The organism is Algoriphagus confluentis (assembly GCF_036245625.1).
Taxonomy (GTDB): domain Bacteria; phylum Bacteroidota; class Bacteroidia; order Cytophagales; family Cyclobacteriaceae; genus Algoriphagus; species Algoriphagus confluentis.
The window spans coordinates 1-15,022 of the sequence record NZ_BTPD01000010.1; the positions used below are offsets into that span (position 1 = coordinate 1).

Below are 15,022 nucleotides of genomic sequence, written 5' to 3' on the forward strand. Positions count from 1 at the left end.
TCTGAGTCACCCCTTGTTTGATTAAAATTTCGATTTGGTACCTTTGCTCTGGGCTGAGATGATTGAATTTCTGCATGACAACACTAATTTAATTCTTCAGCCTAAGGAAGGAAGCCTAGGCTTCCTTCCTTAAACCTTTAGTGTTGCACTTATTACTTGAATCTGGGAATTTTAAAATTACCATTAAGCAAACATCAATTTACCTTTTGGTTTTGGGATAGTTCTTCCCAATTCTTTTGCTGTTTCGAGCCATTCAGAAATGACTGTTTCCGCATTTTTTAGCGCCTCAGCATAGGATTTTCCGTCAGCTGTACAACCAGCTAGTTCTGGGACCTCTGCAATGAATGACTGGTCTGCTTCACTCCAATAAATGATGATTTCGTATTTTGATTCAATTGTCATTTTCTTCGAGTTTTAATTGATACTTCAATATAAGGTTTCTTACTTGTTTCACCTGATAGGGTTTGGCTTTGGCCTGAATTTCTTGAATATTCAAAATTTCCTCTATCTCTTCTTTGGTGAAAATATGATGGCTTCCTTTGATCCTTTCAGCAAAACCAAAGAGGATCAATAATCTTCTGAGCTCTTCAAAATCTACATTAGCATCCGAAGTTCCTGATAGAATTTTTATCAAAAATTTTTGGTACTTCCCCATACTACTTCTAAAATAATGTCATTAAAAAGAATCTGAATTTTCAAATTAATCCGGATTTAATCAATTGGTTTAGAAAAAAACAAAAAACCTCCGATTCTAGTCGAACCGGAGGTCTTGATACTAAATTCTAGCTACTTGATACTTCAAATTAATGTTTGAAGTGTCTGACTCCGGTCATCACCATACTCATGCCATGGGCGTCGCAGAAATCAATGCTGTCTTGATCTTTGATGGAGCCGCCGGGCTGCACCACGGCTGTGATTCCGGCTTCGTGCGCGATCTCCACACAATCCGGGAAGGGGAAGAAGGCATCGGAAGCCATTACAGCTCCTTTCAGGTCAAAGCCGAATTCTCCCGCCTTGATGATCGCTTGACGGAGAGCATCCACACGCGAAGTTTGGCCTACTCCGGATGCGAAAAGCTGGGAATCATTGCTCAATACAATGGTATTGGACTTGGTGTGTTTGCAGACTTTTGCTGCGAAAACCAATGCGTCCATTTCCTTTTCACATGGGGCAACTTTGGTCACCACTTTGAAATCAGACTTGCTTTCGGTAGCCAAATCCTTGTCCTGCTCGATCACTCCGTTCAGAAGAGTCTTGATCATTTTAGTGCCAGGAAGGGCCATTTTTTGGCGAAGCAGAATCCTGTTCTTTTTGCCTTTCAATACTTCCAGAGCTTCCTCGGTGAATTCCGGAGCGATCAACACTTCGAAGAAGAGGGAATGCATTTCTTCTGCAGCGGCTTTGTCGACTGGTTTGTTGGTCACCAATACACCTCCAAATGCAGAAGTAGTATCTGCAGCAAATGCTTTTTGGTAAGCCTCCTTGACGGAGTCGGCAGTGGCGCAGCCACAAGCATTGGTATGCTTTAGGATGGCAAAGGCGGTTTGGTCTGGGAATTCAGCGATCAGGTTGACTGCAGCGTCCACGTCCACCAGGTTGTTGTACGAAAGCTCTTTGCCATTGAGCTGATCGAAAAGATCTTCCAGATTTCCGTAGAAATGAGCTGCCTGATGCGGATTTTCTCCGTAGCGAAGGGCTTTGGCCTTGCTTTCGGACACTTTCAGAGCGGGAATTCCCTCGCTTTGGTTGAAGTAGTTGAAAATATGAGTGTCGTAATGGGATGACACTTGGAAAGCCTGCGCGGCAAAGTATCTTCTGTCCTCGATGGTAGTTCCTCCATCTTGTGCCTTCAGTTTTTCTTCCAATTCTCCGTACTGGTTTTTGGAAGCGATGATGATCACGTCCTTGAAGTTTTTGGCAGCGGCACGGATGAGGGAGATGCCACCGATGTCGATTTTTTCGATAATGTCGGCCTCGGATGCACCGGAAGCCACTGTTTCTTCGAAAGGATATAAATCCACAATGACCAAATCGATGGCTGGAATGTCGTATTCTGCTGCCTGAGCCAAATCGCCTTCATTTTCTCTTCGGTAAAGGATGCCTCCGAATACTTTTGGGTGGAGGGTTTTCACCCGACCGCCGAAGATAGAGGGGTAGGATGTAAGTTCTTCTACGGGGATGACTTCAGCGCCTTGTTCTTCGATAAACTTCTGCGTACCTCCTGTGGAGTAGATTTTTACTCCATGCTGCTTGAGTAGGGCGATTATCGGTTCGAGATTGTCTTTATAGTAGACGGAGATTAAAGCGGATTGAATTTTTTTGAGGGCCATTTTTTAGATGGAAAGGTGAGAAATCAACAAGCCGCAAAGGTAGGAAAAAATGAATAAAGGACTCAGGAATTTGTCCTGTACAGAATTTGTCCTTCAGTCTGAAAGTAAGCTCAACGGACCAAAAGGACCTGGGTTCTTTACCTGAAGGGCTTTGTGCCCCGTCTTTGGCAGTTCCCGGGTTAGGGTGGGAAATTTGGTCTTTTGCTCGACCTCCTTCAAATGGAAGGAGGTCCAAAATTTGGCGGTCTTCCTCCTCTTTCGGATAAAGGATAAATACTAGTTCAGGCTTTATCCGGGTTTTGAAGGCATTTTTCCACTTTTTCAAAATCTTCTACCTGATCCGCCAATACCATCAGGGTGTCTTTGCTTTCAATTTCGGTGGATCCTCCCGGTCTGATGTACTGACCCTTGCGTTTAATCATGATGATGAAGGCTGTTTTGGGGAAATTCAAATCGACGATCCGTTTATTGACTGCTTGATATTCCGGGAGTATTTCAAACTCCTGCATTGAGGATTTTGGAATATTTAAAACCAGCTTGTCTATTTCGGTTATTTTTTTCACTTTCTCAGGGAGAGCGACTTTCAGCCATTTTGCTACTACCGAGAGGGTAGTTCCTTGGATTAAAACCGAGGTGACGGAAATGAAAAAGACAATATTGAAAATCATGTTGGCTTTATCGATTCCTGCCAATAGAGGATAGGTGGCGAAAACTATGGGCACTGCCCCACGCAGTCCTACCCATGAAATGTAGAGCCTTCTTCGGAATTTCATTTTAAAAAAAATCAGACTGATCATCACACCTACAGGTCGGGCAATCAAAATCAAAAACAGAGAGATCAATAGGCCTATTCCCAGATAGGGGACTATTTCCGAAGGAAAAACCAACAATCCCAGCGTAAGGAATAGAACTATCTGCATGAGCCAAGCTAATCCATCAAACATCTGAAAGATGGTTTTTTTGTGAATCAGCTCCTGATTTCCCAAGTAAACCGCACAGAGATAAATGGCCAAAAACCCATTGCCTCCGATAAAATCCGTGGCAGAAAAAGTGATGAACATCAAGGCAATGACCAAGACCGGATATAGCCCTTCAAATCCCAGCTTGATTCCGTTAATGATGTATTTGCTCAACTTGCCAAATACAAAACCCGCTACTGCTCCCAAAATCATTTGCTGCAGAAACAGCAAAAGAATAGCTAGAAAACCCTGGTTGGGGTTGGTGACCAAGCTTAAAAATGTAAGGGTCAAGACGTAGGCCATGGGATCATTGCTTCCGCTCTCAAGCTCCAGGGTTGGTCGAAGGTTGGTCTTGAGTGCGAGACTTTTGGATCGTAGGATGGAAAAAACGGCAGCTGCATCGGTGGAGGATACGATGGATCCCAAGAGCATGCTTTCAAAAAAGGTGAATTCGGTAATCAGCCAAACAAAAGTCCCCAAAGAAAGTGCTGTCAATAAAACTCCCAGGGTAGAGAGGGCCAATCCCTCCCGGACTATGGGCTTGACAGACTTCCAACTGGTATCCAATCCCCCGGAAAAAAGGATGAAATTGAGCGAGACGACGCCGATAAACTGCGCAATTTTGGGATTATCAAAATTTATTCCGCCGATTCCGTCAGAGCCAGCCAGCATACCGATGGCCAAAAACAAAAGCAAAGTAGGCACTCCGAATTTGTAGGAAGTTTTTCCCGCTACGATGCTCAAGAGAAGCAAAATGGAGCCGATTAATACAATATTTTCAATGGTGAGGTTCATGCCGAAAGGGTTGAATACCTCCAAAATAATTCAATAAATCTTATACGGAAGCATGGGGGCTAGTATGTTTTTTTGATTTTCCTGCTTGGAAGTACGGTGGTCTATCCTTTCCTCTTCTTTCACTGCACTGGATATTTTTTCTTGATAAACCGGGTTTTTGCTGTAGAAGCCGGAATGAAAGTGGCTGATAATGAAGAAATTCCTATTTTAGAAAAAATTCAACCTTCATTTCGATCTTTTCTATCTCCATGAAGATGAAGTCGGTTTTTAATCTGATCCTTTTTCTATTGGTTCTTTTTTACCCGAAAGTGGGTTATGCCCAATCTGATTCGGAACTGATTCTGGATTTGAAGCAAAAGCTAGCGCAAGCAGAGAAGGATCAGGAGATGGTGGGACTGCTGAACGACCTAGCCTGGGAGTACTATTACCAAGATTTTGACAGTGCCCTGCATTATACCGATTGGGCTTTGACCAAATCCATCGAGTTGGAAGACACCTACTGGAAATCTGTTTCCCTGGAGATGAAAGCGATTCTGATGGAATTATCCGGAAGATACGAGGAGGCTATCTCTCTCTATCTTCAGGTCATTCCTCTAAGGCAGGAAGTTGGCGGGGAAGGTTTGGAAAATACCTTCAACAACATGGCAGCGCTCTTTCAAAACCAGCAGAACTATGAACTTTCTCTGGTTTACTTCCGGAAGTCTCTGGAGATTGAGCAATCCAGACAAAATAGGGCTGGAATAGCGGCCTGTCTGATCAATATGGGGATTTCTTACAAAAACATGAACCAGTTGGATACTGCGGAGGGGCTATTTCGAGAAGCAAACAAAATTGCTGAAGCGATTCAGGATTCCCTATTGATCGTTCACAGCAGTTTGAGTTTGGGGGATTTTTTTTGGAAAAATACCCAAGGTGATTCGGCGAGGTTTTATTATGAAAAGGCCCGAAAATCAGGTTTGGCCTCAAAAGATTACAATTCGGTAGGGGTCGCTTTGCAGGGATTGGGTACCTTGGAGCAGGAGGAGGGAAGACTTGGACCTGCCATGGATTACCTTAATCAGGCAGAAGACTATTTGGACAGGGTAAAGAGCTTTCACGGGCTCAGCAATGTCTATTTTCGAAAGGCACAGATTTTCAAAGATTCCGGAAAGCCTGAGCAAGCCAGTCAATATTTTGAGAAATACATTAACCTAAACGATTCTTTACGGACTATGGAAATACTTCGGCTCACGGCAGATATGGAGCAGAAGTATGAGTCCGAGCGGAAAGAAAGGCAAATTACCGAGCTCGAACTGCAAGCAGCGGAAAGGGAGCTACAGGTCCGTGCCAACAGGGCAAGACTCAGTATGCTGGTGGTCGTGACGCTATTGCTGCTTTTTTTGGGGGGATTCTTTGCTTACCGATATAGGACTCAAAGGAAAAACGCACTGATTTTGGCAGAAAAAAACAAAGCGATTCAAGTAGCCCTTCAGGACAAAGAAGTACTCCTGAGAGAAATCCATCATCGGGTCAAAAATAACCTTCAAGTGGTAAGCAGCCTTCTTAGTATTCAGGGAAGGGAAATCGAGGATGCCAAGGCTCTAGAAGCAGTCAAAGAGAGTCAAAACCGGGTCAAATCCATGGCTCTGATCCATCAGTATCTTTATGGAGAGCATGACCTGAAAAGCATCAACATGAAGGAATACGTCACCCAGCTCAGTCAGAATTTGTTTGACACCTATCGACTGGACAGGGATTTGGTGGAATTGATCCTGAATGTGGAGCCCATTCATTTGGATGTGGATACGGCTGTTCCGGTGGGGATTATTTTAAATGAACTGATAACCAATTCCCTAAAATATGCTTTTCCGGAAGGGAAATCTGGTCAGCTTGAGGTAATATTTATGGAAAAAGGTAGGCAGCTGGAGCTCCAAGTCAAAGATGACGGTATCGGCAATAATGCCAGCCAAAACACAGGGACGAATTTTGGAATGAAGTTAATCCAAGCTTTTCAGCAAAAGCTGGGAGCGGAAATCATCATTGAAAACAAAAATGGCTACAGTGTCACCTGTGCCATTGGAAAATACAGGCGCATATGGCTAGAAAATATCGCATCCTGATCGTAGAGGATGAGCCTTTGATTGCAGAGGATATTCGGGGTTATTTGGAAGAAAGTGGATTTGAGGTTCAGGCAATCGCACACGAAGGAGAGGAGGCCCTTCGGATTTTGCAACTTTCCCAGCCAGATGCCTTATTGCTGGATATCAATTTGGGAGATGGGATGGATGGAGTAACCCTGGCCGGTGAAATCAGAAAGCACTACCAATTTCCCTTTGTATTCTTGACCAGTCATGCGGATAAGGCAACTCTGGAAAGAGCAAAGCAGACTATTCCATCCGGATACCTTCTCAAGCCCTTTGATGGCAATAGCCTGATGACCTCACTGGAGGTGGCTATATTCAATTTTGACTATGCAAGGCAAGGGACCGCTGGTTTCAGCCTAAAGGAAATCAATAGCATGCTTCCCAATGCGCTCAGCGAAAGAGAACTGGAATTGGTGGAGCTATTGAAAACAGGAAGAACAAACAAGGAAATAGCTGAAGAACTTTTTATTTCGGTGAATACCGTCAAAACTCACTTGCAACATCTTTTTGAAAAGCTCGATGTTCGAAACAGGACCCAGGCTCTCTTTCGAATCAAAGAACTTTTAGAAGGTCTTTCCTGACTTGGTTTTATCTGTTTAAGCTTATTTTTTCTCCTGGCGGAGCTAAATCACCCATTTGGGTGACACGGGAATTTCCGGATGTTTGGACCTTGGAGAAGTGATTTTGTGCAGGTAAAAATGATGACCATTCGAAAGTCTCAACTCTTTAACTATTCTTTTTCTTTGATTCTTTGTGAATTGAGCGAAAGTGTCCTGCTCTTTTCAGGAGTTTTTTTATTTGCTTTTGGTCAGGGGGAAGCCATAGGGGTGATTGGCCTGTTGGATACGTTTTTGCTTTGTTGTTTTGCAATCGGTAATGCACTGGCCGATAGTTATCACAATTTTTATGCACGAACAAAGCACCACAGCCGGCTTCCTCTTGCCAAAGGCGTTTTCAATCGCTCAATTCGAATCTTTTTGGGCCAAGGATTGAAAGTATTTGTATTGACCGCCTTGCTGGGGGCACTCCTGAGTGGGTGGATGTCCAGTGACTCCATCGAAATGCTTTTGGGGAGTCTGCCATTTCTGTTGCTTTTGGTGCTGGTGTTTTTCTTGGGCCTAAGCCATCATGCCCTTCTGGTAGGAATGGGGCAACTCAAAACAGTCGGGGTTTTGGCCTTGATTTCGATCGTGCTCAATACCAGCTTGGTTCTGAGCTTTCAGGTCTTAGGCTGGGATTCCCTTGATCCAGTCAAAATCGTGCTCCTTTCTGGAATTATTTCGGAAATGGTTTGGGTGATTTTGCTGAGAATTCAGGTCTACCGATGGTTCAGAGCTGTACCTCGCTCACCTCGAAAATCCCTTAGGGTAGACCGGGTTGTAATCAAGGCGGCATTTCTGCCGGGCTTATCCGTTTTCTTTTTTTACCTATTTACCTATCTGTTTATGGGATACCTTACTATTTGCTGCGCAAGTGCTGAGTTGATGTATTTTTCGATGGTTTTTGCCCTATGGAGTGTGATGATGGCTCCGGCGAACGGGGTCTATGAGGCAGCCCTTCACCTGTTTTCCAAGGAATGGAGTTCGGGTAATTTGGAGAGGTTTGAGGCCACCAAACGTGCGGTGACTACCCTTTCTTTTCTCCTTAGTTTGGGAGTTTTTTTCTCTCTTTCTTGGGTTTTGATCTATACCATGCCTGAGGATCGGTATCTTTTGCTGATTTTGGGCTTGCTGCCGGGATTGGCCTTGCTAAACAGCCAAACAAAATTTGGTTTTCTTTCTTTATTTGTCCAGCTCAAAATCGCCCGATTTTCCAGGCTTAAAGTACTCTATGCCTTATTGATTTTCGTCTTTATGGGACTGGGTTACTTTCTTTTTGAGCTGAATACCTTGAACCTGATTATCAGCTTGGTTTTGGGACAAATTGTCCTCTGCTTACTGTTGACCCAGAAAAAAAACTGGAAAAATTGGCTTCTTCCTCAGTTTGCAACATTCCCCCTCATCAAAAGCGATTTATATCGTACCTAGACTTTCGGATGAAAATAACTTCTGTGTCCTTTCCCAAAAGATATGTAATGGATAGATCAAGATTTCAAATTTTCTCCATCTCTGAAATGAAGTCTTCTAAAAACCAGACCGGAGATGATGGTCAAGCTTCCTATGATCAAAAAGGTATAGCGAAAAGCCTGGTGGACTTCTTTTGGAATTAGTTTTTCATCACCCTCAAAAAGTTTGAGAATCAAGAGACCTAAAGCTACTCCAAATCCTATGGACAGTTGTTGATTGACCGATAGCAGGGAGTTTCCGCTACTTGTGTGATAGGGGCGTAGGTCTGCAATGGCGATTGAGTTCATGGAAGTAAACTGGATGGAATTGAAAAATCCCAAAACCGCAATAATGGGCAGATGCCAAAAGATGGAAGCTTCCAGACTGGGGATAGCAAAAGAGCAAATCAGACAGCCGATCAGGAAGGTATTGATCATCAATGTTTTTCTGTACCCGATTCTATCCAGAATTTGGATCACCACGGACTTGCCCAGCATGGCAGTCAGGGCCATTGGAGCCACGATCCAGCCTGATACCACGGCTGATTTTCCATAGGCGATCTGTATCATCAAGGGCAGGAGCAAAGGAACTGAACTGATTCCCAATCGGGTGGCGAGATTGCCAAGGATACCAACTCGGAAGGTTCTTACCTGAAAAAGGTCCAGAGGGAATAGAGGATTATCTTCCCGCTTGGCGTGGCGGTAATAGAAATAGAGCAAAAGAAAGCCCAGAAAAACGCCGATCAGCAAGGGGGTAAGCTGGACCGACTCTCCTAAAAGCTCCAAGGATATGGATAGAATAAAAGTGGCTGCACCGAAAATCAGGAATCCTCTCAAATCAAACGCTGAAGCGGGAGAATAGAAATCAGGAAGAAATTTCAGACTGAGTAAGATGCCCAGGATTGCTATGGGGAGATTGATCATAAAAATCCAATGCCAAGAAAGGTAATCGACCATGTAGCCACCCACCAATGGTCCCAAAATCGGCCCGATCAAGGCCGGAACAATAGCAAAATTCATGGCTTGAACCACTTCGTTTCGGGGAAAGGATTTGATCAGAGTCAGTCGGCCCACAGGCGTCATCATGCTGCCACCTACTCCCTGAATCACCCGGGAAAGCACCAATTGATTGAGGTTTTGGGATAATGAGCAGAAAAGAGACCCAAGAGCAAAGACCATCAATGCCCCGATAAATACCCGCTTGGTACCAAATCGGTCTGCCATAAATCCGCTGATAGGCATCAACAAAGCCACCGTCAATACATAGCTAATGATTGCGTTTTGCATGTTGAGCGGGGACTCATTGAGGTCATTGGCAATGGCCGGCAGGGACGTATTCAAAATCGTGGAGTCCAGCATCAGCATAAAAATGGCCGTAGCCAGAATGATGGGAAGTATTCTTTTTACCTGATTGCTTACCGGTACTTGAGCCATACTTGTTGGGGAGGACGCTTAGCGAGACGGGGATTCAGACCAGACTTGAGGAATCCTTTCCATTCATTCAGTTCGGTCTCTTCCTATCCTGAAAATAGCCTTAAATAGTTTCATTTGCCTTATTTTTTTGCAGGAGGAAGTATCCTTAATCAGCCGAGGATTTCTGCCAGCTCCAATGCGCATCCCCAAGCTACAGTAAATCCTGCCCCTCCATGCCCATAATTGTGAAAAATATGGGGGAAATCCCGATCGAATTCAAACCTCACCGAGCTTCGCTTGGGTCTCAGTCCCACCAAGGTTTCTAGAATTTTGGGTGGCTCGGCAATCCCAAAGCCCCGAAGTCGGGACAGAATTTTGGAAGTATCCTCCGGGTCCTCCTTTTCATTCCAATCTTGATCATAATCTGTACCTCCGATGATGGAATCCTGACTTCTTTTAATGATGTAGGAAAGAGCCCCTTTGCGGGTAGGATCGGCAAAGGAAGGAATATCCAGCTTTTCTGCACGTAATATCTGCCCCCTCATGGGCTGCAAATCCTCATCCTGACAGAGGTCTTTGGCTCCCAAACCGGTACAATTCACCACAAGACCACCTAAGTTTTCCAGCTGTGCCAAATTTTCAAAAGTCTTTTGCTCAAACTCCCCGCCGGATTCCAGAAATTTTCCAAAAAGATAGGGAAGGTACAAGGGAGGCTCGGTCAAAGGGACATCAGCAATCAGCCCTTTTTCCATTCCTTTGGGGAGCTCATCTCTGGAAGCTTCTCTCACAGTGCCGATCGGCAACTGACGGACCCACTCTTCTTCCTTCAGGTCTTTGTAGGCATTTAAAAAGGAAATCATGGAAACCCCGGAAGCGTAGGCGGATTCTTTTTGGTAGCGTTCATAGCTCACCGCTGCCCATCGGTCCACTTTTTTCCGTGGTTCGATGGTGTAGGGAAACCATACAGCACCGACCTTATGAGAGAGGGTGAGGTGAAACTTTTCTTTGGCTAAGAGGCGAACGGTAAAGCCGGCCTCTTGAAGAGCAATAGCAGCGGTGAGGCCGATAATTCCGGAACCAATGACAGATACTGATTTAGCTTTCATCCTAAAAGACTAGGGTGTTCTTTGGATATTCTCCATTTTTTTGCCTTTGGCCAATTCGTCCACCAACTTGTCCAAGTAGCGAACTTTCTGAGTCAGTGGGTTTTCGATATCCTCCACTCGATAGCCACAAATGAGTCCGGTGATCAAGTGGGCATTGGGATTCAGGTTTGCCTTTTCAAAAAACATCAGAAAACTGACTTTTTCTTTGATTAGAGACTCAATTCTGTTTTTGTCATACCCCGTCAACCATTCGATTACTTGATCCAGTTCTTGGATACTTCTTCCTTTTTTTTCCACTTTGTTCACGTAGTGAGGGTAGATAGAGGAGAAGGTCATGGAGGCGATTCGTTCATCTTGGGTTTTCATGGGTTTCTCTATAGCTTCGGTTCCATATTGGAAGGTAGGCAAAAAACAAGAAAAGATGCCCCTCCCACTTGACTAGGGAAGATTAGTTGATTACGGCATTGATTTTTTCCCACAGGGCTTGATCAAATCCTGAAAGTGCAAAGCTAGGTTTGGAAGGATCTGAGGCTCTTCCCATTCTGACGATGACCATGCTTCTGCTTGGGATCACATAGATTCTCTGATCTTCAGCACCCATAGCAGCAACCATGTCGGCGGGCGCATTGGGAATAAGAGGCCCAGGGAATATAGTTTGGCTGCCGGGAAGCATGGCTTTGGGCTTGCCATTGAGCCACCAAAAATAGCCATAGGACGGGTTGATTGATTGTGAGCTGGTAGTACTTGCTTTGAAAAAAGATTCATTCACCACTTGTTCATCCTGCCATTTTCCCTGATTCAAGGCCAATAAACCAAATCGGCCCATACTTCGGGTATTGCTGTGGAAGATGGAAAATACGAGCCCCTTGTTCCAAAATCCCTCCATTCCGATTTTACTTTCCAGGTTGGAATCGAAGTAACTATCAAAACTCTCCCCGCTCGCAGAAGCTATCGCATCCATCAATTTTTGAAAAACATTATGGTAAGACCACCTCGTTCCGGCATCGGCAAGATAGGTAAGGTTGGGCTTGATGACCAACTCACTTTCATCGTTGAGTCCGGAAGTCATGCTCAGCAAAGATTGGATAGTGATGAGGTTTTCTTTTTCGGAAGGAGCACTGGTCCAGCCAGTTCCGAGATACCTGGATACGGGGCTGTTGATGTCCACCAGATCCTCTTCCTGAGCGATGCCGACACTGGCTGCAACGAGAGTTTTACCGGCGCTGTTCCACTGCCAGGTGGTGGAAGGGGTGTGTCCGTCAAAATATTCCTCAACAACGATCTTTCCTTTGACTAAAATCAGAAAAGACTTGGAGTTTTTTTGCTTGAGAAAATCCAACAAGTCAGGGAGTCGACTTTCGTTCCATCCCAATTCCGCACTACTGCTGGTCTCCCATGTGGGGCTACCCACCGGTGGAAAGTACATCTCGGGGTTTGAAGGGGCGGGATTCTCTTTTTCACAACTTAGGAAAAAGGGAATTACCAAAATCCAAAACGAATATTTTCCTTTCATACCCTGAGATTTTGTGGTTGGACTCCTTCCGGGAAAAAGGGTTTAATCTGGTCCAAAACCCGATACTCCAAAAAAGCCTTTCGCAATTATATTTAGCTGTTCTAGCCTCAATGGTACCTGATTTACCAAAAGATAGACTTTTTTTTTCGTGGTCTGGATTTAGGAGTTGAGTTTATATTTTACTGGCAGGGATATCCTTTCAAACTTATGGAATTGATACTTTGCTTTTTCCTTTCTATGAGAAAAAAGTGGAAGGGCAATTCCCTAAAACTCAAAAAGGCATCAAAGAAGGAAGGTTATTTTTTTCCAAAAATCCGGATCCAATCCTGCTCTGCAGCGATGTAGCCAAAGGAAGCAAAAGAATTGGTCTCCAATAAGCCCTTCATCATTTCTTTGGCTTCTGAGGTATCTTGATGGTACAAGTACCAATTGGCCACGCCATAGCGGACCGCATCATTGGAGGGGGTGCCTCCCGGGCCTTGCTCCATGAGCGAATCCACCGGAATCCAGCCTTTGTACAAGCGACAAAGGTCCGCATAGCTTTGGTTTTCAATCACCACCGAATCGGCATGTATGGGGGCCAATAGTGAATCGGCAAGGGTTGGGTTGCCCAATCGCTGCTGGATCATGTAAAGCCAATGGATGCTCGAGACGATGTTGTCATAATGAGAACCGCTATCCCGGCATTTCAAGTAAGCTAGGTAAGCTTTCTCGTAGTCTCCAACTAGGTAGTAGGCCAAGCCTAAGTGGTAGAAAATGTTGCCATGAAGCGAGCTGACAGGAATATTCAGGGCGTTGGGCATGCCGTCTGGCTCGATTTCATTGGGAGTTCCCAGGATTAGTTCGGCAGCCTTTTCCAAATCTGCGATAGCCTGGTCAAATTTCCGGATGGAAATATACCGATGACCTCGGTGGCGATAGAGTTTGGGTTGGTTTGGAAATTTTTCTATCCCTTGAGAAAAAATCTGAATAGCTTGATTGTACTGACCCAAATAGGCAGTCCTCCTGCCGTACCAAATCAAAGCCTCCACATCTTCCGGGTTGGCCTCATACCTTGATTGTGCTTCTTCATACTGGGCGAGTAGCTTTTCGGAAGGGGCAGGAATGGAATATTCTTTTCCTAAAGAGGTAGTAAAAACAGAGTCTTCATTTGAGGTTTCTTTTTGGATTTCTTTGGAGGCCTGTTTGCAAGCCATGGTCATTGAAGCCAAAGCCAAGGATAGAAAAAGTGTTTTTTTCATCATCAAGGGGATTTAGAATTGGAAAATAAGCCATAATTCTTGACAATAGAATTCGACCTGCGCGGCTCAATTCGGGCATACTACAGATTTTTTAAATCGATTTTGAAAAGTTCGGCTGCATTTTGCCAAAAGATCAGGTCTTTTTTCTCGGGAGTCAGGTCTAGCTGATCGATGAAGTTCAAGTAGGAATCCATGTTGGAAATGGGCCAGTCAGTCCCATAGAGCAAGTATTTGGGATTGCCTGCGTAGGTGATCATCTGCTCGATCTCGTGCTTCATGAAGCGTTCAAATTTTTCTGAGAAGTTTCCTAAAACCAAACCGGAAATGTCAGCATAGACGTTGTCATTTTTGTATACCACTTCCATGCAGTCTTTGATCCATGGGTTGCCCAAGTGGCAAATGACAATCTTCAAGTCAGGGTAATCCACTGCCAAATCGTCAATTTGCAAGGGGTGTGAATACTTCACCCGGCCTGTGGGGGAATAGGTGTCTCCTGAATGAAACATGACCGGGACTTCGTACTCCATGGCCATTTCGTACCAGACTTTCAGTCGACTATTGTTGGGATAAAACGGTTCGTAGCCAGGGTAAAATTTCAGGCCTTTTACCAATCCCTGCCCCAGATACTCTCCGATCTGCCGGATATCCCAATGGTTGTAATGCAGAAAGCTTATTCCTGCGACTACTCCCAGGTTTTTTCGTTTTGAAATTGCCTCTACCACTTGTTGGGTACTTGGGCGGTGTTCATTGACCTTGTAAGAAGTCAAGACCAAAGAATAATCCACCTTATTTTCCTCCATATTTTCCAAAAGGAGATCCAGGCAATTTTCCAGTGACCTTACTTTTTCTTCGTGGTAATTATTTATGTGCGTATGAACATCAATGATCATTTATGATTAGGATTAGGGTTAAAAAAAAGATGAAAATTAGCTGGGGTAACATTCAATAAACAAAAATTGGGAAAGAATCAAAAGAAAGAAAAGATCAAATTTGGTGATGGCCTCTTCAGGTTCGTCTACTGAGAGCCATGAAATGAATCCCCTGAATTAATTGGTTTTTGTACTTATTCCAAAAATAAATCGCTCGCTTTTTTGGGGGATTTGGAGTCAATTTAGCAGAATTGAATTTATTCTCCCGATTTGAAAATCCGATCCATGAGCACCCATTTTTCTCCGGGTTTAGCCCAAGGCAAAGGTTGCTGAAATCCCCACATCAACTCCTCCCACTTGGCAATGATGGGATTTGCGGCATCCATTTCTGCCTTTTTCTCGAAAGTAAACTCATCCACTGTTTCCAAAATCATAAACATCCGGTTACCGGTCCGGAAGATTTCAATATTCAATATTCCACAGTCAACATCATGCTGAGTCACTTCCGGCCAAGCAGCTCCGGGAGCATGATGAGCTTCATATTTTTTGATGGATTCGGGATCGTCGATCAGGTCGAGAGCTAGGCAATATCGTTTCATGGTGTGGAGGTTTGGGAGTTGGGGAGAATG

14 protein-coding genes are annotated in these 15,022 nt (G+C 44.4%); 3 read left to right on the top strand and 11 right to left on the bottom strand.

Annotated elements, in window-relative coordinates; translation table 11 throughout:
• Positions 1-183: 183 nt before the first annotated feature.
• From AAA943_RS15355 to AAA943_RS15370, 4 genes are all read right to left on the bottom strand, one after another.
• Positions 184-402, bottom strand: coding sequence for a type II toxin-antitoxin system HicB family antitoxin (locus AAA943_RS15355; RefSeq protein ID WP_338225147.1), 219 nt, complete (start codon positions 400-402; stop codon positions 184-186).
• On the bottom strand, positions 392-634 hold the full coding sequence (locus AAA943_RS15360; RefSeq protein WP_338225148.1) for a type II toxin-antitoxin system HicA family toxin: 243 nt from the start codon (positions 632-634) through the stop codon (positions 392-394). Before AAA943_RS15360 ends, AAA943_RS15355 begins: the two co-directional genes overlap by 11 nt.
• A gap of 169 nt (positions 635-803) precedes the next feature.
• Positions 804-2,330: a bifunctional phosphoribosylaminoimidazolecarboxamide formyltransferase/IMP cyclohydrolase gene (gene purH, locus AAA943_RS15365; protein ID WP_338225149.1), complete on the bottom strand. Its 1,527-nt coding sequence runs from the start codon at positions 2,328-2,330 to the stop codon at positions 804-806.
• Between the two features lie 281 nt (positions 2,331-2,611).
• Entirely contained in the window at positions 2,612-4,084 is a 1,473-nt protein-coding gene (locus AAA943_RS15370; protein ID WP_338225150.1) for a potassium/proton antiporter, read from the bottom strand.
• A 254-nt stretch (positions 4,085-4,338) separates the two neighbouring features.
• Here AAA943_RS15370 and AAA943_RS15375 point away from each other — a divergent pair, with 254 nt between their 5' ends.
• From AAA943_RS15375 to AAA943_RS15385, 3 genes are all read left to right on the top strand, one after another.
• Entirely contained in the window at positions 4,339-6,183 is a 1,845-nt protein-coding gene (locus AAA943_RS15375; RefSeq protein ID WP_338225151.1) for a histidine kinase dimerization/phosphoacceptor domain -containing protein, read from the top strand.
• Positions 6,159-6,788: a response regulator gene (locus tag AAA943_RS15380; RefSeq protein ID WP_338225152.1), complete on the top strand. Its 630-nt coding sequence runs from the start codon at positions 6,159-6,161 to the stop codon at positions 6,786-6,788. The genes AAA943_RS15375 and AAA943_RS15380 overlap by 25 nt, the downstream gene beginning before the upstream one ends.
• A gap of 78 nt (positions 6,789-6,866) precedes the next feature.
• Complete coding sequence (locus tag AAA943_RS15385; protein WP_338225153.1) at positions 6,867-8,234, top strand: hypothetical protein; 1,368 nt, start codon at positions 6,867-6,869, stop codon at positions 8,232-8,234.
• Between the two features lie 56 nt (positions 8,235-8,290).
• Here AAA943_RS15385 and AAA943_RS15390 read toward each other — a convergent pair whose 3' ends face one another.
• The 7 genes from AAA943_RS15390 to AAA943_RS15420 all read right to left on the bottom strand — a co-directional run bounded on the left by AAA943_RS15390 (position 8,291) and on the right by AAA943_RS15420 (position 14,992).
• Positions 8,291-9,685, bottom strand: coding sequence for an MFS transporter (locus tag AAA943_RS15390; RefSeq protein ID WP_338225154.1), 1,395 nt, complete (start codon positions 9,683-9,685; stop codon positions 8,291-8,293).
• Between the two features lie 149 nt (positions 9,686-9,834).
• Positions 9,835-10,770, bottom strand: coding sequence for an FAD-dependent oxidoreductase (locus AAA943_RS15395; protein WP_338225155.1), 936 nt, complete (start codon positions 10,768-10,770; stop codon positions 9,835-9,837).
• Positions 10,771-10,779: 9 nt separating this feature from the next.
• Complete coding sequence (locus AAA943_RS15400) at positions 10,780-11,136, bottom strand: DUF2200 domain-containing protein (RefSeq protein ID WP_338225156.1); 357 nt, start codon at positions 11,134-11,136, stop codon at positions 10,780-10,782.
• An 82-nt stretch (positions 11,137-11,218) separates the two neighbouring features.
• Positions 11,219-12,196 (bottom strand): serine hydrolase domain-containing protein, encoded by a 978-nt coding sequence (locus AAA943_RS15405; protein ID WP_338225157.1) that lies wholly within the window; start codon positions 12,194-12,196, stop codon positions 11,219-11,221.
• A 383-nt stretch (positions 12,197-12,579) separates the two neighbouring features.
• Positions 12,580-13,524, bottom strand: a complete 945-nt coding sequence (locus AAA943_RS15410) for a tetratricopeptide repeat protein (protein ID WP_338225158.1) — start codon at positions 13,522-13,524, stop codon at positions 12,580-12,582.
• A gap of 80 nt (positions 13,525-13,604) precedes the next feature.
• Positions 13,605-14,414, bottom strand: a complete 810-nt coding sequence (locus AAA943_RS15415) for an amidohydrolase family protein (protein WP_338225159.1) — start codon at positions 14,412-14,414, stop codon at positions 13,605-13,607.
• A gap of 236 nt (positions 14,415-14,650) precedes the next feature.
• Positions 14,651-14,992, bottom strand: coding sequence for an L-rhamnose mutarotase (locus AAA943_RS15420; RefSeq protein WP_338225160.1), 342 nt, complete (start codon positions 14,990-14,992; stop codon positions 14,651-14,653).
• Between the last annotated feature and the right edge of the window lie 30 nt (positions 14,993-15,022).